23 protein-coding genes are annotated in these 22005 nt (G+C 66.8%); 5 read left to right on the forward strand and 18 right to left on the reverse strand.

Going from position 1 to position 22005, the window contains the following annotated elements; all coding sequences use genetic code 11:
* The first annotated feature begins 13 nt into the window (after positions 1-13).
* The 3 genes from H629_RS0104705 (at position 14) to H629_RS0104715 (ending at position 2321) form a co-directional block, all read left to right on the forward strand.
* Positions 14-1171 (forward strand): heparan-alpha-glucosaminide N-acetyltransferase domain-containing protein, encoded by a 1158-nt coding sequence (locus H629_RS0104705; protein ID WP_024356168.1) that lies wholly within the window; start codon positions 14-16, stop codon positions 1169-1171.
* 22 nt (positions 1172-1193) lie between these two features.
* Positions 1194-1550, forward strand: a complete 357-nt coding sequence (locus H629_RS0104710) for a hypothetical protein (RefSeq protein WP_017883905.1) — start codon at positions 1194-1196, stop codon at positions 1548-1550.
* Between the two features lie 78 nt (positions 1551-1628).
* Positions 1629-2321: a hypothetical protein gene (locus H629_RS0104715; protein WP_152485643.1), complete on the forward strand. Its 693-nt coding sequence runs from the start codon at positions 1629-1631 to the stop codon at positions 2319-2321.
* A gap of 118 nt (positions 2322-2439) precedes the next feature.
* Here H629_RS0104715 and H629_RS0104720 read toward each other — a convergent pair whose 3' ends face one another.
* The 17 genes from H629_RS0104720 to H629_RS0104805 all read right to left on the reverse strand — a co-directional run bounded on the left by H629_RS0104720 (position 2440) and on the right by H629_RS0104805 (position 17285).
* Positions 2440-2655, reverse strand: coding sequence for a hypothetical protein (locus H629_RS0104720; RefSeq protein WP_017883907.1), 216 nt, complete (start codon positions 2653-2655; stop codon positions 2440-2442).
* 63 nt (positions 2656-2718) lie between these two features.
* Positions 2719-3648, reverse strand: a complete 930-nt coding sequence (locus H629_RS0104725) for an SURF1 family cytochrome oxidase biogenesis protein (protein ID WP_017883908.1) — start codon at positions 3646-3648, stop codon at positions 2719-2721.
* A 108-nt stretch (positions 3649-3756) separates the two neighbouring features.
* Positions 3757-4797: a zinc-binding alcohol dehydrogenase family protein gene (locus tag H629_RS0104730; protein ID WP_024356170.1), complete on the reverse strand. Its 1041-nt coding sequence runs from the start codon at positions 4795-4797 to the stop codon at positions 3757-3759.
* A 150-nt stretch (positions 4798-4947) separates the two neighbouring features.
* Positions 4948-6150, reverse strand: coding sequence for a M23 family metallopeptidase (locus H629_RS0104735; protein WP_024356171.1), 1203 nt, complete (start codon positions 6148-6150; stop codon positions 4948-4950).
* A gap of 49 nt (positions 6151-6199) precedes the next feature.
* Entirely contained in the window at positions 6200-6532 is a 333-nt protein-coding gene (locus H629_RS0104740; protein ID WP_017883912.1) for a DUF6804 family protein, read from the reverse strand.
* Positions 6529-7170, reverse strand: coding sequence for a signal peptidase II (locus H629_RS0104745; protein WP_017883913.1), 642 nt, complete (start codon positions 7168-7170; stop codon positions 6529-6531). The genes H629_RS0104740 and H629_RS0104745 overlap by 4 nt, the downstream gene beginning before the upstream one ends.
* A complete protein-coding gene (lnt, locus tag H629_RS0104750; protein WP_017883914.1) occupies positions 7167-8828 on the reverse strand; it encodes an apolipoprotein N-acyltransferase in 1662 nt (553 codons plus the stop codon). The genes H629_RS0104745 and lnt overlap by 4 nt, the downstream gene beginning before the upstream one ends.
* A 48-nt stretch (positions 8829-8876) precedes the next feature.
* A complete protein-coding gene (ccsB, locus tag H629_RS0104755) occupies positions 8877-9884 on the reverse strand; it encodes a c-type cytochrome biogenesis protein CcsB (protein ID WP_017883915.1) in 1008 nt (335 codons plus the stop codon).
* A gap of 2 nt (positions 9885-9886) precedes the next feature.
* A complete protein-coding gene (locus H629_RS0104760; RefSeq protein WP_017883916.1) occupies positions 9887-10627 on the reverse strand; it encodes a DsbA family protein in 741 nt (246 codons plus the stop codon).
* Complete coding sequence (gene resB, locus H629_RS0104765) at positions 10624-12207, reverse strand: cytochrome c biogenesis protein ResB (protein ID WP_338034113.1); 1584 nt, start codon at positions 12205-12207, stop codon at positions 10624-10626. Before resB ends, H629_RS0104760 begins: the two co-directional genes overlap by 4 nt.
* A 118-nt stretch (positions 12208-12325) precedes the next feature.
* Positions 12326-13090, reverse strand: coding sequence for a cytochrome c biogenesis CcdA family protein (locus H629_RS0104770; protein ID WP_017883918.1), 765 nt, complete (start codon positions 13088-13090; stop codon positions 12326-12328).
* Entirely contained in the window at positions 13087-13602 is a 516-nt protein-coding gene (locus H629_RS0104775; protein ID WP_017883919.1) for a TlpA family protein disulfide reductase, read from the reverse strand. Before H629_RS0104775 ends, H629_RS0104770 begins: the two co-directional genes overlap by 4 nt.
* 187 nt (positions 13603-13789) lie before the next feature.
* A complete protein-coding gene (locus tag H629_RS0104780) occupies positions 13790-14179 on the reverse strand; it encodes a hypothetical protein (protein ID WP_017883920.1) in 390 nt (129 codons plus the stop codon).
* Between the two features lie 116 nt (positions 14180-14295).
* Positions 14296-14673 (reverse strand): hypothetical protein, encoded by a 378-nt coding sequence (locus H629_RS0104785; protein ID WP_024356173.1) that lies wholly within the window; start codon positions 14671-14673, stop codon positions 14296-14298.
* Positions 14673-15581 carry a cytochrome c oxidase assembly protein gene (locus H629_RS0104790; RefSeq protein WP_233615402.1) on the reverse strand — a complete coding sequence of 303 codons (909 nt, stop codon included), beginning with the start codon at positions 15579-15581 and terminating at the stop codon, positions 14673-14675. The genes H629_RS0104785 and H629_RS0104790 overlap by 1 nt, the downstream gene beginning before the upstream one ends.
* A 62-nt stretch (positions 15582-15643) precedes the next feature.
* Positions 15644-16417 carry a M23 family metallopeptidase gene (locus H629_RS0104795; RefSeq protein ID WP_017883923.1) on the reverse strand — a complete coding sequence of 258 codons (774 nt, stop codon included), beginning with the start codon at positions 16415-16417 and terminating at the stop codon, positions 15644-15646.
* A gap of 439 nt (positions 16418-16856) precedes the next feature.
* A complete protein-coding gene (locus H629_RS0104805; protein ID WP_024356174.1) occupies positions 16857-17285 on the reverse strand; it encodes a hypothetical protein in 429 nt (142 codons plus the stop codon).
* A 568-nt stretch (positions 17286-17853) separates the two neighbouring features.
* Between H629_RS0104805 and H629_RS15550 the strand changes: the two genes are divergently transcribed.
* On the forward strand, positions 17854-18255 hold the full coding sequence (locus H629_RS15550) for a hypothetical protein (protein WP_152424243.1): 402 nt from the start codon (positions 17854-17856) through the stop codon (positions 18253-18255).
* Between the two features lie 86 nt (positions 18256-18341).
* On the opposite strand, the gene H629_RS15360 is transcribed toward H629_RS15550, so the two are convergent.
* Positions 18342-18497, reverse strand: coding sequence for a hypothetical protein (locus tag H629_RS15360; protein ID WP_017883926.1), 156 nt, complete (start codon positions 18495-18497; stop codon positions 18342-18344).
* Positions 18498-19368: 871 nt separating this feature from the next.
* Here H629_RS15360 and H629_RS0104820 point away from each other — a divergent pair.
* Positions 19369-21921 (forward strand): hypothetical protein, encoded by a 2553-nt coding sequence (locus H629_RS0104820; RefSeq protein WP_240471042.1) that lies wholly within the window; start codon positions 19369-19371, stop codon positions 21919-21921.
* Positions 21922-22005: the final 84 nt, after the last annotated feature.

The raw sequence follows: 22005 nt of genomic DNA on the forward strand, positions 1-22005 counted from the left end.
TCGGCGGCGGAGCATGACGAGCGCCCCCACGACTCCGCTGCGCCGCCGCATCGAACGAAACTGGCGGCGGCTGAACGGCCCCGCCCGGGTCGCGGGGGTCGACCTCGCTCGCGGGCTCGCGGTGCTGGGCATGTTGGCGGCGCATCTGCTCTGGCTCGGCTCGCTGTCGTGGACGGAGCCGTCGACATGGGGGGCGATCGTGAACGGTCGCTCCTCGATCCTCTTCGCCACGCTCGCTGGCGTCTCGCTCGGCCTCTCCACGGGCGGCCCGAGGCCTCCGAGCGGTGCCGGGCTCGGCCGGGCGAGGCTGCGGGTGGTGATCCGGGCGCTGTTGATCTGGCTTATCGGCGTGCTGCTCATCAGCCTCGACGTACCGGCGGCGATCATCTTGCCGACTTATGCGGTCATCTTCGTCCTGGCGCTCCCCCTGCTCGCGCAGCGCGCCTCACGGCTGTTCCTCGCAGCCGCGATCGTCGTGCTCGTGGCTTCGCCCGTGGTGGTGTGGGCGAATGCCTCGCCGTGGTGGGAGAGCTACGAAGGCTGGCTCACCGGGCTCTACATCGGATGGAACTATCCGTTTCCGCTGTGGGTCGCGTTCACCCTCGCGGGCCTCGGTCTGGCGCGCGCGGGGATGTGGTCGCGGCGGGTGCAGTGGGCGGCACTCGGCCTTGGCATGTTGCTGGCGGTAGCCGGATACAGTCTCTCCCCCGGCGCGGAGTCGTCGGAGGAGTCGGCTGATCGACCGTTCCTTGAGGCCTGGTGGACGGCGGATCCGCACTCGAGCGGCGTGCTCGAGGCGATCGGGAGCGGCGGCTTCGCGATCGCGGTGATCGGCGTGTGCCTGCTGCTGTGCTCTGCCGGACGGCTGCCGTGGCTCACCTTCCCGCTCCGGGCGGTAGGGTCGATGCCGTTGACGGCCTATGTGCTGCAGATCGTGGGCTGGGCCCTCGCCTCGACGATCCTGCTCGGCTCCGCGCATGAGCATGCGTTCCGCGATCTCGACCCGTTTCTCCCGATGACGCTCGCCACGATTGTGCTCTCCGTGGTGTGGAGTCTGCTGGTCGGGCAAGGGCCGCTGGAAGCTCTGATCGGTCGGCTCTCGTCGTTCGGCGGGCCGCCTGGCTCCTCCGGGGGCAATGCGCAGCGGCGCCAGCATATCCTTGAGCCGTGACTGTCGACCCCGCTCTCGCCGCATGATCGTCTGGTTCGGCATTGCCCAGATCGTCCTCGCCCTGCTCGCGGCGCTCGTCTGCATCCTTGAGTTCTCCCGCAAGCGAGGCCCCAACGACTACACCCTCGGCGCGACCCTGCTTGTCGGGGTGCTGCTCATCGCGCAGGTAGTCGTCGGCATCGTGCAGCCTGTCGCAGGCAATCCCGTCGTGGGGGATCCGCTCGAGTTCTGGATGTATCTCATCGTCGCGCTACTCATCCCGTTCGGTGCGGCGTTCTGGGCGCTCGTCGACCGTCGCCGCACGGCGAACCTCGTGCTGGTCGTCGTGAACTTCGCCGTCGCCGTCATGCTCTACCGCATGATGGTGATCTGGGGATGAGTGAGTTCGACGCTGACCGGCACGCCGCGCCGCGGTGACATCGCCCGCCGCCCGGCTGAGGTTTGAGAGAATGGCGGAATGGCAGCTTCGCACACGGATGAGACTCGGCGTCGGCTGCTCTCCGAGTCCTACCGTCGTCTCCGACCGGATGCGCATGTGGCGTTCGTCGATGAGAGCTACGTCGTCCCCGAGGTCGCACACGGTGCACGCACGTTCTACATCGCGACCGCGTATGTGTCGCCGGTTCGACTCCATCAGCCGGTGCGTGACGATCTCGGGTCGATCGTCGGCGGAAGCTACTGGCATACGAGCGAGGCACACGCGGCGGGCGATGCGGAGACGATCCACGAGCTCTGCCGCTACCTCGCCGCAGCCGAGGAGGACGAAGCGTTCCTGTTGGCGGTGCAGTCGCCGATCGAAGATGCTCCTGGCGGCGATGAACTCGCTCGCGAGGCATGCTTGACGGCACTGCTGGGGAACCTGCACGAGGGGCAGCTGACGCCTCGGCCGTCGCTCGTCGTGGCCGAGGAGCGACGCCACCAAGGACAGCGGGCCCGTGATCTGCGGACGATCAAGACGATGCGACAGGCGCAGGTGATCGGCCAGATGCAGGTGACCTTCACCTCACCGTCAGTGGAGCCGCTGCTGTGGGTGCCCGACATCGTGGCGTTCGCGCAGAGCCACCTTGAGCGTGGGAGCGACGCGGGCTATGCCGTGCCGCTGGCGCCGCTGCTGCGGGTCGTGCCCGTGGAAAAAAGCAACCCCCGGTAGCCGAAGCAAGAGACCGGGGGCCGCCGGAGCTATCGAGCGCTGGGCTGGAATGCTCCGGTTTGCACTCACTAGTGTAGCCGCATCGTCCAGTGTAGGCAAGACCCGGCAAGACGACAGATCAGCGACGCGGAGGGCGTTTCTTCCGCCTGCCGCGCTGCTGCCATCGGCGCTTGAGCCGTGAGCCGAGCCGACGCGAGCGGTAGACGAAGTCGTCGAGCTCCTCGCGAACGGTCGGATCCTCGCGGCTGTCGCGCGGGGGTGCGCCGGCGACACCGATGACGGCGATCAGGGCGGACATGATGAGCAGCTGCGTGATCCAGAGGGCGATCTCCACGCCTGCTCCTTTCGATGGCCCGGGTCGGGAAGACGCTCCGGCGCATGCGGCCGGTGGCGACCGCTACTGCTCGAGGAAGGCGTCTTCCTCTTCGGCGTCGGTCGTGCCGCGCCGGGCCTTGCGCGCTGCGGCTCGTCGCTGCTGCCGCAGCACGGCTTCGCTGCCCGCATTCAGACCGCGATGCTCCTGCCGGGCGGCGTAGACGACGCCGAAGGCGGCGATGAGGATGAACACATACCATTGCAGCGCGTAAGAGAGGTGCGGGCCTTCATCGCGCTCCGGTGGCTCGGGGAGCACCCCGGTTTCGGCCTTGGGGGTTTCCCCGATGAGCATGCCGTACGCCCCGGTGTAGGCCTCATCGAAACCGCCGATCCGGGCGATCTCGGGCAAGTTGATACTGGCGACCGTGCTGCCCTGAGCGAGGCGCCCGGCGATCTGCGGTTCACTCGCCCGAAGTCGCACGTCGACCTCGACCGGCCCGGTTGGGGCTGCAGGAATGCTGTCGAGCCAGGCGTCGCCCGCATTCGCCTCGTTGCCATTGACCGGCACCCAGCCGCGGTCGACGATGAACATCAACCCCTGATCGGTGCGCAGAGCTTGGAGGAGATGTGAGCCGACCCCTTCGGGGCCGGGTCGGTTGCGGGCGAGGAAGGGGTTGCCGAGGTACTCGCCGCGCACGGTGGCGGTCTGCCATTTCAGTGTGTCTTCGTCGAAGCCAGCAGGGTCGGGCACAGCGTCATCGAGCGGGATAGCTGCGGCGTCGTAGTTCTGCTCAATGCGCGCGATCTCCGCTCGGGCATCGGCTCGCCGGTCGAACTGCCAGTCAGCGAGCCAGACGCAGACGATGCAGAAGATGACGAGGAGGACGTAGTACCCGAGCCAGCGGCGCGATCGCAGGAACGACCAGCCCGGTTGCGATTGGGGCGGCTCCTGGGGTCGCTCATGTCCTCCGTGGACTGGGCCCTGCCCGGAGGTGGCGGTGTGTGTCGTCATGCCGCTCAAGGGGTGCGCAGCATGCCGGAGTCGACACGGAGTGTGAGGGCGGCAAGCATCATGCCGGTCATCCTTTCCTGAGCCGCCCGCAGCTGGGCGGCCTCGCTGCTACGGCAGGGAGCTGAAGCCTTCGAGTGTGATCTTCCCGACCGCCGTGCCGCTCTCGATGAGGCGATGGGCTTCGGCGACGGTCGCGGCGTCGATCTCGCCGAGCGTGCTGGTCAGCGTGCTGCGGAGCTTCCCGGCGTCGACGAGCTCGCCGACCTGTCGGAGGATCTCGCCCTGCTCGGCCAGGTCGAGGGTCTGCAAGCGAGAGCGCATGAACACGTCTTCGGGGTGCAGTGAGATGCACTTCGACTGGAACGGCTGCACGTCGAGCTCGGGGTGATCGGTGTACCCGAAGCGCCCCTGCGGGGCGAGCAGTTCGAGGATGTCGCCCTGTCTCTCCTCGGATCCCGCGGTGGAGAGCACGAAGCCGGGCGCCCCGAGGCCGAGCTCGGCCACCTGTGGGGTGAGCGGCCGGCGGTGGTCGAGGACGTGGTGGGCGCCAAGGTTCGCACACCACGCCTTCGTGACTGGGCGGCTGGCGGTGGCGATCACGGTGACGTTGGTGAGGGCGCGCAGCAGCTGAATGGCCATCGACCCGACTCCCCCGCCCCCGCCGATGATGACGACTGCGGATGCGGCTCCCGGGACGGGCCGCGTCACCTCGAGCCGGTCAAAGAGCAGCTCCCACGCGGTGAGCGCTGTCAGCGGCAGCGCCGCCGCGTGCGTGTCGCTCAGCGAGGCCGGAGCGTGAGCAGCGAGGTGGGCATCGACGATCTGGTATTCGGCGTTGCTGCCCGGCCGGTCGATCGCTCCCGCGTAGAAGACGCGGTCGCCAACGGCGAAGTGTTCAAGCAGCGGTTCGTCCTCGACGGACGCGCCGAGTCCGACGATTGTGCCAACGGCGTCGTAGCCGAGAACGCGAGGCTGCCCGGCGCGGGGTTGCTCGGTGGCGCGAATCGCACAGTCCACCGGGTTCACGGAGACAGCGTGCACCTGCACCAGCAGATCGTGTTCCTCGGCTTCGGGTATCGGCAGCTCGACGTCGCGGAGAGCCCCGTCTTCGTCGAGGGGGCCTGGGTGGGTATATCCAACGGCCTTCATGTTTGTCCCCTTTCCTGCATGTAGATGAGTCGTGGGCTCCGGCACGAGTGCGGCGTCACCGGTTGCGGCCTCTGCGCGCGGCACGGCATGGGGCGTCGGCGTGCCAGAGGCGGGTCTTGAGCGGATGCGGTGTCTAGAGGTGACATCGTGCTAGATGAACGGGGTCGGATCGATGAAGTTGCCGCCGGAGAGCACTTCGTAGTGGACATGGCAGCCGAAGCTCATCCCGGTGTTGCCGACGTAGCCGATGACAGCTCCGGCGGGCACCCATTGGCCGGAGACCACCGGCGGTGTGCCGATCTGATGCGCGAAACGGGTCTGATAGCCGTTGTCCTGGTTGAGGTAGGTCATGTATCCGCCGAAGTTGTCGACCCAACCGGCGACGGCGACGGTGCCGGAGGAGGGCGCGACGATGGGGGTGCCGCAGCCGGCTGGGAGATCGAGCCCGGTGTGACTCGGTGGTTGCCGGAAATAGGTGGAGATCCAGGAGATCGGCACCGGCTGGTACCAGCCGGCACCGCCGGGGGTACCGCCGCCACCCCCACCGCCGCCACCTCCGCCGCTCTGTTGCTTTCTGCGCTCCTCCTCTTCGGCGCGGAGGCGTTCCTCGTAACCGGCGACCGTGTCGGTGGTCGCGTCTTTCAGAGCGGCGAGCTGCGCCTCGAGCTCACGCTGCTGCGCTTCTTGCGCGAGGAACGTAGTGCGCTGTGCGTCGAGGTTCTCAGCGGCGGTCTGGGCCAGCTGTTCGGCATCGGCTCGCAACTGATCGCGCTCCGTGCTCGCGGCGTCGGCTTGCTCGCCCAGCGAGGAAGCCGTGTTGCGGGCGAGCTCAGCACTCGCGGCGATGGTGGTGTTGCGCCGGGTGGCTTGCTCCATCATCGCGAGGCGGTTCAGCAGGGCGTCGGTGGTCGCTGCGTCGGCCTCGAAGAACATGTCGGCACTGCGGTCGATACCGCCGGAGCGATACATCTGGCCGACGACGACCCCCGCTTGGTCTGCGGCGACGTTGGCTTCCTCACGGCTCTTGTCGGCCTTCGCTTGGAGCGTCTCAGCGCGGAGCGCGGCGTCGGCTGCTGCGGTCTCGGCGTCCTGCCAGCTCGCGTTCGCTTGTTCGGTCGCGACCCGGAGCAGCTCGAGCTCCGCCAGGCTCTGCTCGAGCAGTCCTTCGATCTCCGTGACTTTCGCGGCGGCGGCCGCCTCGTTCCGCTTCGCGGCCTGCACGTCGTCCCAGGTGGGCAGCTCGACCCCGTGGGCGGGCGTCGCCCCTCCCGAGAGGAAGAGGGCGAGGCCGACCAGGGCGGCCGCGAGAGCGCCGACGAGCCGGCGTCTCCGAACGCTTGAGGTGATATTCATCTGTCTGCTCCTCCTGTCTGCGGAGTGTGAACGGTCGGATCCTGGGTCTCTAGTCGCGAGGCCGTTTGATGAGTGCTCCGGCGATCAGGAAGACGCTGCCGGCGATGGGCTGGGCGAGGATCCAGAAGATGCCGCTGAAGTTGAACGGATAGACGGGGTTCCAGAGCACGGCGATCGCGACGAAGACTGGCACCCACCACCAGTGGCGGGCTTGCACCGCGAACCAGGCGACGATGAGCGCGAGGATAGCGATGATGAAGCGGAAGACGGTGAACCAGTCGGTGCCGATGAAGGCGACCGCGACGATGAGTAGGGCGAGTGCGATGAATCCCGGGAGCAGCGCGTTGCGCTGGTAGGACGGGGGCTGCTGTTTCTGACTCATGAGTCCGTCGTTTCTGCTCGGGTGGTTACGGGACTACTGGTCGGCAGTTCGGCCTCGGCGCTCTCGACCGAATCGTCGGTATCTCGAGCGCGGGAGGCTGCGTGGAGGCGCCAAGCACCGAGGGCATAGAGCACGACGCCGGCCCCGATCGCGACGTCGGCGAGGTTGCCGATGAACAGGTGACCGTAGGCGAGGAAATCGGTGACCGCACCGCTGCCGAATCCTGGCGGGGCGAAGATGCGATCGGCGAGGTTGCCGAGGGCACCGCCAAGGATCAGCCCGATCGAGGCGGCGTAGATGCGGTACTTCGTGCGGAGGGCGGCCCGGATAAGGAGCACGGAGGCGACGATGCCGAGCAGCGTGATGAAGGGGGTGAGCTGGGCACCGATCGAGAACGCGGCCCCGGTGTTGAAGGCGAGCTGCAGCCCGAAGAGGTCGCCGAGCACGGGGATGCGGTTCTCCGTGTCGAGGAAGTGCAAGGCGAGTTGTTTGCTGATCACGTCGACAGCGATCGTGAGGGCGGCGATGGCGCAGCTGTAGACGAACAGCAGTCGGCGGGAGGGACGGCGGCTTCGGGGCTGCGCCGACGGGCCGGTGCGCTCATCGGCGGGCGGGTCGTGCGGGAGTTCGTAGGTCATGATGCTTTCGGCGGGAGTTCGGCTGCTGCGCCGCCCTTTGCGGAGGCAGGCGCGGGCGGGAGGGAGGTCGTGCGGCTCCGTCGCTCGAGCAGGCCCAGTGCGAGGAGCCCGCCGAGCGCGGCGATGGGGATGATGAGGGTGAGGGTCGGGCCGACGAGCACGGCCGGGGTGAGCCCGGTGCGCAGTGGTACGGCGGTGACGGCGGCCGCCGGAGAATCGGCGGGTGCGCCGTCGATGATGGTGCCGTCGGGGGCGATGATCTGGCTGGTGCCCACGGTCGATACGTTCACGACGGCACGTCCGGTCTCGATGGCGCGCATACGCGCGAACTCGAGCTGCTGCAGGTTCTCGTCAGTGCCCCGGAAGTCGGCGTTGTTGGTCTGGAAGGCGTAGAACTGCGCACCGCCTCGCACCCCGTCCCAGATCACCGAGTCGTAGATGACATCGAAGCAGATTGCGAGCCCGACTTGGATGCCGTCGACGGAGACGAGCGGCGGGTTCGTACCCGGCGTGTACTCGCGCTGGATGAGGCCGACCAGGTCGGGGACGATGCGTTCGTAGAACCACCGGTCGGGCACATATTCGCCAAAGGGCACCGGGTTCACCTTGTCATGCATCTGCTCGGCGCTGCCGGCCTCCCAGAGCATCGACGTGTTGTAGGTGTCCTCGCCTCGCGCGGTGGCCGCATTCATGAGGAGCGGGGCCTCGGCGTTTGCGACGAGCTCGTCGAGGATGCGGGCGGTGGCCGGGGTGTTCAGTGGATCGGAATCGACCCCACCCTCGGGCCACACGAGCAGATCCATCGGTTCACCGAGGAGTGCGTCGCTCGCTTGCCGCTGGGCGGCGAGCACATCGCCGGGGCTGCGCGTGTCGAAGTAGCCGGCAGGCCCATCACCCTGCACCCAACCGACGCGGAGGCTGCCCGCTGCAGTCGTGGGGAACGCCGGCACGAGCAGCAGGGCGAGGATCACCGCTGCGGGCAGCAGCTCGGCGCGTCTCCGGGGTGCGGGCCGGGCGGCCCAGTCGACGACGCACGCGCAGAGCCAGACGATGAGCAGGGTGAGGCCGGCGACGCCGACCCAGGAAGCGGCTTCGGCGAAGGGGCCACCAGCCTGGGACATGCCGATTCTGCCCCACGGGAACCCGCTGTAGGGCCAGGTTCCGAGGAGGAGCTCGCGTGCGGCCCACAGCACCGCGATGAGCACCGGGAGTAGGAATCGGCGGGTGGCGCGGCGTTCGAGGAGAGCGCCCCAGCGGTAGGCGAGGGCGATCGGGATCGCGCCGAGCGCGAAGAGCAGCGATTCGACCCCGGCGAGCGCGACCCACGGGATCGGGCCGAGGAACTGCACGACCCACATGAGGTGCGTGAAGTAGAACGCGGCGCCGTAGGCGAGACCCACGAGAAACGCTCCCCCGATGCTGCGGCCCATGAGCGTCCAGAGCCCGCCGGCGATGCTGAGGAAGGCGAGCGGCCACCAGCCGAGGCTCGGGAACGCGGCGTCGAGCAGCAGGCCCGAGACGGCGGCGATCGGGATCGCCGCGCCCCACGGCAGGCGACGCACCGTGGTGGTGGTGCGCTGCTCGCGCGCACCGCGCCCGAGTGCCGTGCGGGGCACGTCGGGGTCGTCGCGCAGCGGGAGCGTGTCCGTGGTCGTCACAGCGGCCTCCTTCCTGGTGCTCGAATCGCGGGTGTGGTCGGGGGCGGCTCAGCTGACGCCGGAGTAGGCGTGCAGGCCCTGGAAGTAGAGGTTGACGATGGTGAAGTTGAAGATCACCGTGGCGAAGCCGATGAGCGACAGCCACGCCGACTTCGTGCCGCGCCAGCCGCGGGTGGCGCGGGCGTGGATGTACCCGGCGTAGATCACCCAGATCACGAACGTCCACACCTCCTTGACGTCGAAGCCCCAATAGCGGCCCCAGGATTCGTTCGCCCAGATCGCTCCGGCGATGAGCGTGAACGTCCAGAAGATGAAGCCGAGAATCGCGAAGCGGTAGGCGAGCGTCTCGAGCACCTCGGCCTTCGGGAGCGTGCGCAGGTAGCCGCGATCCGGGGCAACCTCTTCGCCCCCGGTGGCCTTGATCCGCTCGCGGCGTGCCTGCAGCAGCTGCATCGTCGATAGGCCCGCCGCGATCGCGAGCAGCGCGGTGGCGAGCGAGGCGACGAAGACGTGGATGATGAGCCAGATGCTCTTGAGCGGATCCATCAGCGGGGTCACTTCGACGTAGAAGGAGATCGTCGATCCACCGAGGAAGAACACCACCATGCCGACGATGAAGACGCCGAGGAACCGGAGGTCGTACCAGCGCAAGGCGGCGAGGTAGACGGCGACGATCAGCAGGGTGCCGATGAGGGCGAACTCGTACATATTCGCCCACGGCACCCGTTCGGCCGCGATCCCGCGCGTGACCGTGGCGGCGAGATGGAGCGCGAAGCCGAGGGCGGTGAACGCGATACCGAGGCGCGCGAAGTAGCGCCGTGACCGTTCGGCACCGGGCACGCGGAGGCTCCCCTCCCCTCCCCCGTTCTGCGGGGAGGCTGCGGGGCCTCCGGCCGCGCCGACGAGCGCGGCCTCCCGCTGTTTGATGGGTGCGGCCGAGGCGCGCTGCGAGAGGTCGTAGGCGAAGGCGAGGAACGCAAGGACGTAGATCGTGATCGCTGACCAGACGGCGAGCACGGAGAACTCGTCGAGCGCGGCCTGCAGTTGCAGATCCATGGCTACTCCTTGCTCTCCGCGATCGCCGCGTCGAGGGCGTCGGTGATGTCGGTGACGGTCTGGGGTTGCAGCAGCTCACCGTTCAGGAAGAACGTCGGGGTGCCGCGCACGCCGAGCGACATGCCGGCGTTGTGGTCTTCTTCGACCCTCGCTTGGGTTGCAGGGTCGGCGACGGCCGCATCGAAGGCGTCCATGTCGAGTCCGAGCTCCTCGGCGTAGCCGCGGATCTTGTCGGCCTGCGAGTCTTGCTGCTCCGCCCATTCGGACTGCGACTCGAAGAGCTTCTGGTACATCTCCTCGAACTTGCCCTGCTGCGACGCGGCCTCGACCGCGATGGCGGCGTTCATGGAGTTCGTGTGGTTGGTGATGAAGTAGCGGGCGACATAGGTGATCTGCCCGTCGTACTGTTTGCGGATCTCCTCGATCACCGGGTAGACGGCGCCGCAGGCCTCGCATTCGAAGTCGAGGAACTCGACGAGCACGGGTGCACCCTCGCCGGCGTCGTCGAGGACGTGCGAGTTCTCCTGCACGAGCGGCACTTCGCTCTGCGTGGGGGTTCCGCCGCCCGTTCCGCCGCTGTTCGACGCCTCGCCGGGCGCCTGGACTTCGGGCCGGTTGAGCACCGAGATGAGGATCAGGATGAGCGCGATGAGCAGCACGGCGGGAATGGCGATGAGTGCCGCCTTCTGCGAGGTGCTCAGCTTCTTGTTCGGTTTCTGCACGGTGTGCGGGGGCCAGTTCATGGGGTTCCCTTCTTGAAAAGCGGTGACGGTAGTTGCTCGGCGATGGCCGAGAGGTGGCTGGTGCGGAACTGTTCGACGGCGCGCTCGAGGCCTGGATCCTCACCGCGGGCGAGGCCGGCGTACTCGATCTTGACCTTGCGGCCGCCGACGACTGGTCGGGTGAGGGTGGCTTTCACCCAGAGCCGACGGCGCGGCACGAGGAGGCCGGTGATGAGGCCGACCGTGGCGAGGATGGAGAAGACAAGCACCCAGGTGGCGCCGGTGTCGCGCTGGATCTGCAGCGAGACGAAGCGCTTGATCGACTCTTCGGCGCCCTCGGTGACGGTGAGATCCTCGAAGGTGATAGTTCCCATCCCGTTCGGGAGGTCGGCGGTGTCGCCGGGGGTGAGCTCGATCGAGTCGATACCGGTGTCGCCGCCGGTGATCTGGGTCATCGATTGGGTGTCGAGCTGGTACACCGAGCGCGGAGTGCCGTCGTCAATGCCGAGGTCTCCTGTGAACACGTTGAACGTCATCATCGGGTTGTAGAGGTCGGGGAACACCGAGTAGTAGGCGCCGGTGTCCAAGGTGCTCTGCGTCGGGTACAGGAAGCCGATGAGCCCGACCTGCTCAGGCAGACCGTCGGGGACTTTGATCACGCCGAGCGAGGTCATCGCGGAATCCTGCGGGAGGAAGGGCTGGGGTTCCTGGTAGACGACGTCTCCGGCGGCGTTGCGGATCGTGATCATCGGCGCGTAGCCGTTACCGAGGAGGTAGATGCGGTCGCCGTTCACCTCGATCGGTGCGTTCACCCGCACGGTCTCGGCACGGGTGTCGTCGTCCCCGGCCTCTCGGATGGAGAGGTGGGCAGCGAAGTTGCCTGCCTGCCCCGCACCGGGCTTCCCAGGGTCGACGTACTCGACGTCGAAGCTGTCGAGGCTCAGTGCGTAGGGGGTGAGTGAGCTTCGGTCGAAGTACCGTCCTGGCGAGAACGAGGAGTAGGCGCTCTCGCTGTTCACGAAGGTGGTGCCTTGGACGATGACGCGATCGCCGGTGTAGTTGAGGCCGGTGCTCAGCAGCACGGTCACGAGGATCCCGACGAGTGCCGAGTGGAAGACGAGGTTGCCGGTTTCGCGCAGGTAACCGCGTTCGGCGGATACCGACCAGGAAGTCGCGCTGTCGTAGCGGGCGGTGCGGTATCCGCGGCGTCGCAGCTCGCTCTCGGCGATCGCGATGGCCTGGGCGACGTCGGCTTCGGAGGTGCGATCATCGACGAGTTGCAGATCGTTGGAGGAATAGCCGACCATGCGCTGCAGCCGGGCCGGGGTCTTCGGCGCCGGCGCGCGGAGCGCTTTCGCATGATGCTTGATCCGCGGGATGATGCAGCCGATGAGGGAGACGAACAGCAGCAGGTAGATGGCCGAGAACCAGGCCGAGCTGTAGACGTCGAACAGCTGCAGTTTGTCGATGGTGGGGGCGAGCTCGGGGTTGTCGTCGAAGTACTTCACGACGCCGTTGGGGTCGGCTTGGCGCTGTGGGAAGAGCGAGCCGGGGATCGCGGCAATCGCCATGAGCAGGAGCAGGATGAGCGCGGTGCGCATGCTCGTGAGCTGCCGCCACCCCCATCGGAGCCAGCCCTGCCACCCGAGGCCGACGTCGCCGCTGCCGCGTTCGGTGGAGTCGACGTGATCGCTTGGGCGTGCGGGGAGTGTATCGTTCTCAGAGCGGGAGCTGGACATTCGCCATCACCCCCTGCAGGGAGGACATGAGGCGCGTCCAGAGCCCGCTTACCATGAGCAGGCCGAGCACGACGAGGACAACTCCGCCGGCGATGTTGATGGCGCGGATGTGACGCCGCAGGAACGACATCGAGCGGGTGGCCCAGCCGAGCCCGAGGGCGAGCAGCAGGAACGGGATACCGAGGCCGAGCGAGTAGGCGACGCCGAGCAGCCCCGCACGGACGGGGTCGCCGAGGTTCCACGACACGGAGATGATCGCGGCGAGGGTGGGCCCGATGCACGGTGTCCAGCCGATACCGAGGGCGAGACCGAGCAGTGGCGCCCCGGCGAGGCCCAGGCGTGAGCGGAAGCGGGGTCGGACAGTGCGCTGCATCTTGCGGAAGACCCCGACGAAGGCGAGCCCCATGACGATCACGACGACGCCGAGGATACGGGTGGCGATGTCGGCATAGGCGAGGAAGACCTGGCCGAAGACACCTCCGAGCACGGTGACAGTGACGAACACGATGGAGAATCCGGCGATGAACAGGAGAACACCCAGGAGCAGGCGGCGGCGCTGTGCGGTGGTGCCGCGGGCAGGTGCAAAGCTCGGCTCGACGGGGGCGACGGCGGAGCCAAGGTAGCCGAAGTAACCGGGTACGAGCGGAAGCACGCAGGGGGAGGCGAAGGAGACGAAGCCGGCGAGTGCGGCGATGAGCACACCCGCCCAGAGTGCGCCGTCGAAAACGAGATCGCTCGGGTTCATGGCGTCTCCGCGAGTGCGTCGGCGACGAGCGTGTCGAGGATGGAGGCGGACTCGAGTTGCCCGATGATGCGGGCCGCGACGCGCCCCTCGCGGTCGAGCACGAGCGTGGTGGGCGTGGCCTGGATCGGGGTGACGCCGGCGAAGGCCTGCTTGACGCGGCCGTCGTTCACATCGATGATGCTCGGGTAGGTGATGCCGTTCTCTTCGGCGAAGGCGACGGCGGTTGCGGGCTGGTCGTAGATGTTCACACCGAGGAACCCGACGCCCTCATCCTGGTAGTTCAGCCAGACCTCCTCGAGCATGGGGGCCTCGATGATGCAGGGGCCGCAGGCGGCGTACCAGAAGTTCACGACGTACACCTCTCCGGCGTAGTCGTCGCTGGAAACCGGGTCGCCGTATTCGGTGGTGCCGCTGAAGCTCACGGCGGCGCCACGCTCGTCGACCGGAATCTCGACGATGCGGCCATCAGAAGTGCCGCTTCGTTCACTGCCCTGCTGGTACTGTTCCGACATCGGCGCGGCGGCTGTGCAGCCGATCAGCCCAATGCTGATTGCGGCGGTCGCTACGAGTGCGGTCAGCAGCAGGTACGTCGGTTTGGACGTCCTCAAGTTCCTGGTTCTCCTCATTCCTCAACGCGTGGTCGCGGGCATGGCGGACGTGCCGGCCCGTTCCTGCCTCAGGGGGCAGCGTGAGGGGCGCTTAAATGCGCAGGAGGCTGAGGTCGTGCAGGCCGAAGCGATGCCTGCCGCGATGATTGAACGCTGCAGTTGCGGCGATCGGAGCGATCTGGGGGCGCTGGCGTTGGAACCGCATCTGCCTGCAGCGGAGCGCGAAGACGATCAGGATCGCCAAGGCAAAGCCGCAGAGTATCCCGAGCAGGCAGGTGACAACACCGATCAGGATGTCGTCGCTGGCGGTGGTCTCCCCCACGGTGTCGGCGAAGTGTCCCACTGCGGCGTCGAAGGAGGTGGCTGCGACCGTGTTCGAGGCGGCCGCCGGCGCGGAGAAGCCGACATCATCGGCGTGGGAGACGCCCCACAAGCCCACGACGGTGACGATTGCGGCGAGGAGCAGCGTCGCGGCTCTCATCGTGAATCGTCGCCGCGTGATGCGGGCACTGCGGGGAACTGAGGACACACCCCGATTATACCGAGCGGGTTCAAGGCGATCATGGGAGTGGACTGACGCGCACGGCATACTGCACCCTATTGAAGAGCGATGAGCAGGCTGAGCAGGCCCATCACGAAGGTGTAGGGAGCGAGCGTCATCTTCTCGTCTTTGCTCTTGGAGAGCAGGCTGAGGATCACACTGAACCCGAGGTGAGCGACGATGAGCCACATCACCCAGAAGCTGAACTCCCCGGGCAGCACAGCGATGGTGCCGCTGCGATCGAGGGCGATGAAAGCGATGAAGGCGTAGCGGAGCACAGCGGAGATCGCGCCGAGGCGGAGGTTGAGCGGGAGCGTGATGTGTTCCCCGCCCCACGCGTACTTGCCGAGCGGTGCACCGGCAGCCAGGGCGATCTGGAAGATGGCCAGCACGCCGAGCATCGCGGTGAGCGCGAAGATCAGGATCGTCGCCATCACTGCTCCTTTCCGAACTTCGCGGCGAGGTAGGCGTTGTAGGCGTCGAGTTCCGCGTCCTCTTGAGCTTCTCGACGTTTCGCTTGCCGCAGATCGCTCGTGCGCCACTTGGAAATGGTGACGATGAGCACGATGATCAGCGGCAGCTCGCCGTATGACCAGATCAGGCCGCCAGCGATGGCCTGGTCGAGAGCGCGGCTGATCCCCCACGCTTCGGGGTCGGTGGCGTACCAGCGGAACATGGGCTCGGTGCTGCGCAGCAGCACGAGCCCGAAGATCGCGTGGATCTGGATCTCGAGGAGCACGTCGACGATGCGTACCACGAACGATGGGGCGCGCGGCAACGGGTCGAGTGACCACAGCGGAGCGCCACCGATCATGCCGAAGGCGAGGAACAGGGTGAGCAGGATGAGATGCCCGGACGGGAGCTCGAGGAACCAGCTCAGGGTGTCGGTGAAGTACAGGGTGGGGAAGGCGACGACGGCGATGACGATCACGGTGGCCGGGTGCAGGAGCACCTGGGCGGTGCGCGAGCGGTAGGCGCTGAGCGCGGCGCGCATCACCGGCCGCCCGAGTCCCCGGCGCGGCGTCGCGCGCAGGAGCAGACGGCCGGGAGAGCCCATGAGCAGGAACGGGGGTGCGACGACCATGAGCGTGATCTGCTGGAAGAGCAGCACCGAGACGAGTTCCTCGGCGTAGGCGTTCGCGCGCAGTCCGGTGGCCGCGAACCAGAGGAGGCAGCCGACGGTGAACAGCAGCGTCGAACCGACGCCCCATCGTTTTCCCCGTACCCAGAGGGAGATCGCCCCGGTCAGGTAGATGGAGAGGCAGACGACGGCGAGCCAGGCGAGCGGCGACATGCTGCGCAAATCGAACTGGAAGAGGTCGCCGAGCTCGAGGCTGGCCATCGCGGGGTACACGGTCGGGGGTTGTCCTTACTGACGCTGGCGAGTGCTCGCCGGGGAGGGGGCTACTTCGAGTTCGCGGCGATGAACGGCAGCGGGTCGACGGGCTCATCTTCGACGCGCACCACCAGGTGCAGGTGGTTGCCGAAGGACATCCCGGTGGTTCCGACGAGTCCGGCTTGGTCGTCTCCCTGAACGGTTTGGCCAACCTGCCAGGAGTGGGAGTTCTCCTGCATATGGCAGTACCGGCTGATGACCTCTTGACCGGCAACCTGGTGCTGGACTTTCAGCGAGAAGCCGCAGCCGTCGGAGGCCCAGCCAGCCTCAGTGATCACGCCGTCACCGACGATGCGGATCGGAGTGCCGCCGGCAGCGGCCATGTCTTGTGCGTCGTGGAAGCCTGCGACTGGTGCGGAGCGGTATCCGAAGCCATCGGTGAGCGGCACCTCTTGGGCGAAGGGGTACTGCAATGTGGTGTCGGTGAGGCCGCTGACGGTCACTGCCCCACCGCTCAGCCCGATCTCGGGCGCGATCGCAGTCGGGGAGACCGAGAGCTCGTCGAGCAGCGTCGGAGTGTCGGTTGTGCCTCCCGTGACGAAGGCCTGCTGTCGGCTCGCGAAGACGGGGGTATCGGCGGTCGCGGCGCTGGTCGCAGGGAAGACGGTACCCGCCACGAGTACGGTGACGCTCGCGAGCGCCGTACTGCCAGCGACGAAGCTGCGCAGTTGTGAGCGTCGCCGTGCCGTGCCGGTCTCGGGTTCCGTTCCGCCCCCGGTCGGCGTCTCCTCGGCGGCAGGCCGCTCGCTGACGGGCTGCGCCGGGAGATCGGTGTATGGCACCGTGGACGGTGCTGCGGCTGCATGCTTGGATCGGCGGGGCCGAGCCGAGTCGTCGGTCGAGCGTTCGTCTGTATCAGTGGGTTCGATCCAGGTGCTCCGCCTCGGCCCCGCCGATTCCTCGGCGTGCCGACGCCGCCTCAAAAGACGACTCCGAGGACGAAGAACGAGACGACGGCGAAACAGATGCTCAGGAGCACGGTGCCGAAGACGAAGAGGAAGTGTTTAGCTTTGATCGGTGAATCTGTGGAGTTCAAACTGCTGGCTCCTGATCGGGGGCGCTCGTGCGCCCGAGTGATGTTCGAGAGTGCGCAATGCCGGAAGGCGTGCCGATGTCAGCGCTTTTGCAGGGGCCGGCGAAGCTCTCAGAGGGAACGTGGTGCCGGTTGGAGGCACACGGAGCTTCGCGGGCTATCCCCGTGCACGGGTTTCCCGGTGGAGATCAGGTTCGCGAGATCGAGTGAAGGAGCAGCAATGGCTGCGGGCGGGCGGGTGCGCGCGGCAGGGCGACCGCCCATTCGCGGATCCTGCCGAGCCGCAGCTGTAGCCACGGTCGCCGGGTGAAGAGCACGACCAGCATCAGAGTGGCGAGCATGGTGAGCATGCAGATCGCGATGAGATCGAGGTGCCAGCTCTGCACGCTGCCGTGGGCGGCGTGCTCGCCCCCCTCGACGAGCGTGACGGTCGAGGCTGTTGAGGGGGTGGTCGCACTGGTGCTCGCCGAGGCCTCGGCGATTACCGGCACGCTGCTGAGTTCGGCGCTGTGCGCGCGCAGTCCGACGAGACCGAGGATGACGAAGGCGCCGACCCAGACGAGGGTCAGGATCGCACGCCGCGATAGCGGTCGTCGCGATGCAACGCGTGCACTCATCACTCCATAACCTCCATTGTCATGTAACAATTTAGCATCGGAACCTGAGGTCAGCCAGGGGATGCTACTGCGTGTGGGCGTACGTCGGCGCTTTTGCCAGTGTCGGCGCGGCTCCGCATGCCAGGGCTGATCCTGCCGCACCCACTGGTATGGGGCAGGGACGCCGTTGAGGATCACGAGCGCTACGCGAGTTTGAGAACGTGCACGACTCCGGGTTACCCGAGTGCACAGAACAGCACGAGGGGACAATCACGATGTAGAGGGCTAGGGCTATATTCCGGATAACGATGCGCCGGCCCCGCTGAGCTGGCACAAGGTTCTGCGGAATGAAGACTGAATCGTGACGGCTATTGGCAACGCCAGCAGACTCAATGGCAGCCGCGGAACCTTGACGCTCATCGCGACGGTCACCGGAGCGAGCGCCGGGACGTCGTAAAAACCATCGCCGACTATCACCGTGGGATCAGCGGCGACGAGGGCGCTGATGGCATGGCCTTGTCTGCGGGGACCGCCCGGCGTGCATACTCAAGATGCCGGAGTCGGCCGCCAGAGCCTGTGCAGTGCAATCGTGGCCACCGGTGAGCATGATCGAGAGATCCCGTCTCCTGCAGCATTTGGATCGTCTCAGCCAATCCCGCGCACGCAACTCGTCGCGAACCTCGATGAGATTGGGGAGTTCCCAATCGGCTTCGATCACGACGATGATCATACCCTGCTCGGCAAGCTACTCGGTGGCGAGTCGGTCCTTACCGGGATCAACCCAGCGGACAATACTGATTCGGATCCTCTGGCAGGAGGCGGTGCCGGTGATTCCGCGCTACGGCTCATCCTACTAAGCATCTCGCCTGGTCGCCGCATCGGGCACGGTCACGACGGCGGGTGCATGCTGGATGATTCGAGTGCGTTGGCGAAGCCGATCACCTCGCGTTCGGCGCATTCGAAGCTCACGACTTCGACGACTTGGGGTTAGTTGCGGGTAAGTGCGCCTTTACCGTTGAGGGCCACGGTGCGGATCGTACCCAGCTCTTCGAACTCCTGACGGAGCTTGGGCACATTTCAGTGCTTGGAGGCGGAGCCGATCGCGCCCTTCACGGTGGCGGAGACGGTGTTCACAGGCGCCCACGGAGAAGCGGCGATGATGAGTACGGTCGGCACGAGCAGCTTGGCGCCTCGGTCGGTGAGCTTGGCACGTTCCCACTCGTGGGCGTGCATTCGGTCGATAAGGGTCCGATGTGCGTGAGCGAGTCTTCTCGGCCATAGGCGGTGGACTTGATGAACAGCACGCAGGACCTGTCGACAGCGATTGCCGTAGCCACATCCCCTCCCCCAGACCGGGATGGACTCCCTCGTGATAGCAGAGGCGTCGATACTGAATGTGCCGTCGAAAGCAGTACCGCCGATGGCGTCTCCTTCTCGAGCCTTGATGATGAAGATCCCGACGTTGCAGCGCTGATGCTCTTCGGGAACACGTTCCAAGCACTCGACGCTCTGGTCTGGGTAATGCGGTCAGTTCAGAATCGAGTGGATAGATCGCGTCAAGGCGCCGGGTAGCGCAAGCCCTCGGGCATTTGGTTACTCACCGAACCCCAATCCTCGGTCGCATCGCTGCGCAGCGCCCTCCGCACCGACCAGCACCGAGTACTCACCAATCTGCTTCGTCCTGGCACCGTACAGTATGGCGCAGCCGCGCGGATCGACCCGAACGGCAGCCTTCGGATCACCACCGAGTACGGAACCGAGGGCTTCGACCTCGTTGCGATCGTCGACGGCACCCGCTGCCGGAGCCGGGCAGCGACCTGCTTTGACACGAGATTCCATGAAGCGGGGTACTTCTACTATGGCGCGGCATTCCCGGCAGCCCCGTCGCGCTGCACTGAGCAACCGGAGAGACCTATGTAGTGCTCGTCCAAGTCCTACCGGTGCAGTGTGCGCACCTGACTAGTAGCTGTTGCCGTTCTGACGACGGCGGACACAATCAATAAGGAGATCCCACTTGTCTGCTCACATTCTCGTACCACCCGACAAATCACCGCTGCCCGGCCGCGTTGTCTCAAGCGTTGCGACGACCCTCACAATCCTGCTGATGTTACTTGGCAGCCTGTTCTTCCCGGCAGCCCCGGCGCAGGCCGCGACCCTGGGCGTCGGGTATGGCAATCAGGATCTCTGGCTCGGTTCCTTCTCGTCGCATGGCCGTCAGGCGTACTGCATGGATCTCGACGCGCTCGCCCCGTGGGGCAACACGCAACACCCGGAGCTGAAGACCACGCTCGACAGCCTCAGCGCGACCGAGCTCGCCCGCCTGAACTACGTACTCGGGCGGTGGGGTGAGAGCAACGATCCAAACATCACCTCCGCCGTCCAGCTATACGTCTGGGATATCGCCGACCGCGGCAACTACTCCGCACCCGGCGGAGACGGGCAGTTCGTCACCCGGGCACCCGGGAACATGCAGGCCACGATCCTGTCGCACCTCACCACGATGCGGAGCGAGTCGGCGGCGAACGCCGTCGCGAACCCGTCGGTGTCGATGTCGATCACGATGACCGACCAGTACCAGGGGCAGCTCAAAGTCCAGGCGAACCCCACGAGCGCAACCGGCACCGTTACGCTCACCAACGCCAACTTCACGAACGGCAGCACCTCCGCGACACTCGGTGTCGGGACACATGAGATCGTCGGTATCCCACCCGAGGGCGCACCGGACTATCAGATCACCGCGAGCCTCAAGGCTCCGTCGCTTGGGTACGGGGCTGGCGTGGACCTGTTCTACACTCCGGGCGAGCAACGCATCCTCGGCGCGGCCTCGTTCGAGCCGCTGTTCGCCTCTGCGCAGTCAGCGGTGATTCCGTTGGACTTCCGGCCGGTGATCGAGACGGTCGTGGATGCGAAGTTCGTGCAGGCAGGCGACGTATTCTCCGACAAGCTGAACGTCACGGTGACGAAGCACTCCTGGATCAAGGTGAACGGTATCCCGGTGCCGGTGCTCGCCGAAGGCACCCTCTACGGGCCGTTCGACGCGCAGCCGGTCGAAGCGAACGCACCGCCAGAGGGCGCGCCCGTGCTCGGGACCGAGTCGCTGACGCTCACGCACCCCGGGAACTACGTGTCGCCGGGCACGCTCACGGCCCCGGAGTCGGGGTTCTACACGTGGGTGTGGAGGATCGACAAGACCAAGCAGGGTGCGAACGCGAAGTACCTCACCGATTCCTTCACGGATCGGTTCGGGCGGGTGGCCGAGACCTCGGTCACGCCGTTCCAGCCGGAGGCGGTATCGAAGGCGAACGGCAAGCTCGTGAAGCCCGGCGACCGGGTGACGGATACGATCACGGTCTCCTCGACCAATGGCGCCTGGCTGAAGCACAACGGCGAGCCGATCCCGGTCGTCTTCGAGGGCACCGCCTACCAGGCACCCGGAACCCTCCCGCCGGTGCAGGGTGCGGAGGCGCCGGCGGGTGCGGTGCCGATCGGCACCGTCACGGTAACCGCGCCCGGGCCCGGTGAGTACGAGTCGCCCGAGGTGGAGTTGCCGGATGCGGGGTTCGTGGCCTGGGTGTGGCAGGTGAAGAAGGCGTCGCAGCCGGAGTGGGTGCGCCCGTACATCGCCGCCGATTGGCAGGACGAGTACGGCATCAACATCGAATCGCACTCCGTCAGGTGGCCGCTCACGATCACCTCGGAAGTCCGCGAATACAACGTCCACAAGAACGGGCGCGCGTTCGACCGGATCACCGTCTCTGGGTTCCCGGAGAATCACCCCGAGTTCACAGGTGACGGCTACTGGGGGCCCGACGAGCAGGAGATCGAGCACACCGTCTACGGCCCCTTCCAGACCGATGCGGAGCTCACCGACGATCTCGATCTGTCGGATGCCCCGGTGCTCACGCGGATCACGACGCCCGCGAAGAACGGGGTCTACGACATCGGCTACACCAATGAGGACCGCATCCAGCCGACCGAGGCCGGCTACTACGTCATCGTCACGCGGTTCGCGGGCGACGACCGCGTGCAGCCCTTCACGAGCTCGCCGACGGATATCTGGGAGCGGTTCTACGTTCCCGATGACGAGCAGCCGGTGTCGGTCATCACGCAGGCCACCCCCGTCGCGGGGGTCGGTGAGGAGTTCGACGATACCGCACTCGTGCAGGGGACGAAGATCCCCGACGGCGCGTACCTCGTGTTCCGCGCCTACGGCCCCCACGACCCCGACGCCGAGCCGGTCTGCGAGGTGCCGTTCTTCACCTCCGAGAAGATCGCCGTCACCCAGGCTGGCATCTACCGCTCCGGGAAGACGAGCGTCGACCGTGCCGGGCACGTCTACTGGGTCGAAACCCTCTACGACGCCACGGGCAAGGTCATCGCGGAAGGGAAATGCGGTGCACCGGGTGAGACGACGGTCGTGACCGAGACGCCGCAAGAGGTGCCGCCGACGCCGGAGCAGCCGGAGCTTCCGGAGACGCCGTCCGAGCTGGCTACGACTGGGGGCGGGTTCCCGTGGCTGATCGCCGCCGGCGGCCTGGTCGCGCTCCTCGCGGCCGGAGTGACGCTGTGGTTCGGGCGCAGGCTCGCGCTCCACCGGGAGCGAGGCGGAGACAGCGGAGAGGAGGACACCGGTATCGAAGACCTCATGAACCAGTAACCCCAGCACCCCCATGCTGGGCGGGGCGCAGACCATTCCCCAGGGTCTGCGCCCCGCCCTTTTCGCGTGTCCGCCTGGCGCACC

The organism is Leucobacter chironomi DSM 19883 (assembly GCF_000421845.1).
GTDB classification, from domain to species: Bacteria; Actinomycetota; Actinomycetes; order Actinomycetales; family Microbacteriaceae; genus Leucobacter; species Leucobacter chironomi.

Excerpts from the sequence above, each read along its gene's own strand:
- H629_RS0104705 (WP_024356168.1), top strand. The coding sequence starts at position 14 with ATGACGAGCGCCCCCACGACTCCGCTGCGCCGCCGCATCGAACGAAAC.
- H629_RS0104710 (WP_017883905.1), top strand. The coding sequence starts at position 1,194 with ATGATCGTCTGGTTCGGCATTGCCCAGATCGTCCTCGCCCTGCTCGCG.
- H629_RS0104715 (WP_152485643.1), top strand. The coding sequence starts at position 1,629 with ATGGCAGCTTCGCACACGGATGAGACTCGGCGTCGGCTGCTCTCCGAG.
- H629_RS0104725 (WP_017883908.1), bottom strand. The coding sequence starts at position 3,648 with ATGACGACACACACCGCCACCTCCGGGCAGGGCCCAGTCCACGGAGGA.
- H629_RS0104730 (WP_024356170.1), bottom strand. The coding sequence starts at position 4,797 with ATGAAGGCCGTTGGATATACCCACCCAGGCCCCCTCGACGAAGACGGG.
- H629_RS0104735 (WP_024356171.1), bottom strand. The coding sequence starts at position 6,150 with ATGAATATCACCTCAAGCGTTCGGAGACGCCGGCTCGTCGGCGCTCTC.
- H629_RS0104740 (WP_017883912.1), bottom strand. The coding sequence starts at position 6,532 with ATGAGTCAGAAACAGCAGCCCCCGTCCTACCAGCGCAACGCGCTGCTC.
- H629_RS0104745 (WP_017883913.1), bottom strand. The coding sequence starts at position 7,170 with ATGACCTACGAACTCCCGCACGACCCGCCCGCCGATGAGCGCACCGGC.
- ccsB (WP_017883915.1), bottom strand. The coding sequence starts at position 9,884 with ATGGATCTGCAACTGCAGGCCGCGCTCGACGAGTTCTCCGTGCTCGCC.
- H629_RS0104760 (WP_017883916.1), bottom strand. The coding sequence starts at position 10,627 with ATGAACTGGCCCCCGCACACCGTGCAGAAACCGAACAAGAAGCTGAGC.
- resB (WP_338034113.1), bottom strand. The coding sequence starts at position 12,207 with ATGCGCACCGCGCTCATCCTGCTCCTGCTCATGGCGATTGCCGCGATC.
- H629_RS0104770 (WP_017883918.1), bottom strand. The coding sequence starts at position 13,090 with ATGAACCCGAGCGATCTCGTTTTCGACGGCGCACTCTGGGCGGGTGTG.
- H629_RS0104775 (WP_017883919.1), bottom strand. The coding sequence starts at position 13,602 with ATGTCGGAACAGTACCAGCAGGGCAGTGAACGAAGCGGCACTTCTGAT.
- H629_RS0104780 (WP_017883920.1), bottom strand. The coding sequence starts at position 14,179 with ATGAGAGCCGCGACGCTGCTCCTCGCCGCAATCGTCACCGTCGTGGGC.
- H629_RS0104785 (WP_024356173.1), bottom strand. The coding sequence starts at position 14,673 with ATGGCGACGATCCTGATCTTCGCGCTCACCGCGATGCTCGGCGTGCTG.
- H629_RS0104790 (WP_233615402.1), bottom strand. The coding sequence starts at position 15,581 with ATGGCCAGCCTCGAGCTCGGCGACCTCTTCCAGTTCGATTTGCGCAGC.
- H629_RS0104805 (WP_024356174.1), bottom strand. The coding sequence starts at position 17,285 with ATGAGTGCACGCGTTGCATCGCGACGACCGCTATCGCGGCGTGCGATC.
- H629_RS15360 (WP_017883926.1), bottom strand. The coding sequence starts at position 18,497 with ATGCACGCCCACGAGTGGGAACGTGCCAAGCTCACCGACCGAGGCGCC.
- H629_RS0104820 (WP_240471042.1), top strand. The coding sequence starts at position 19,369 with ATGTTACTTGGCAGCCTGTTCTTCCCGGCAGCCCCGGCGCAGGCCGCG.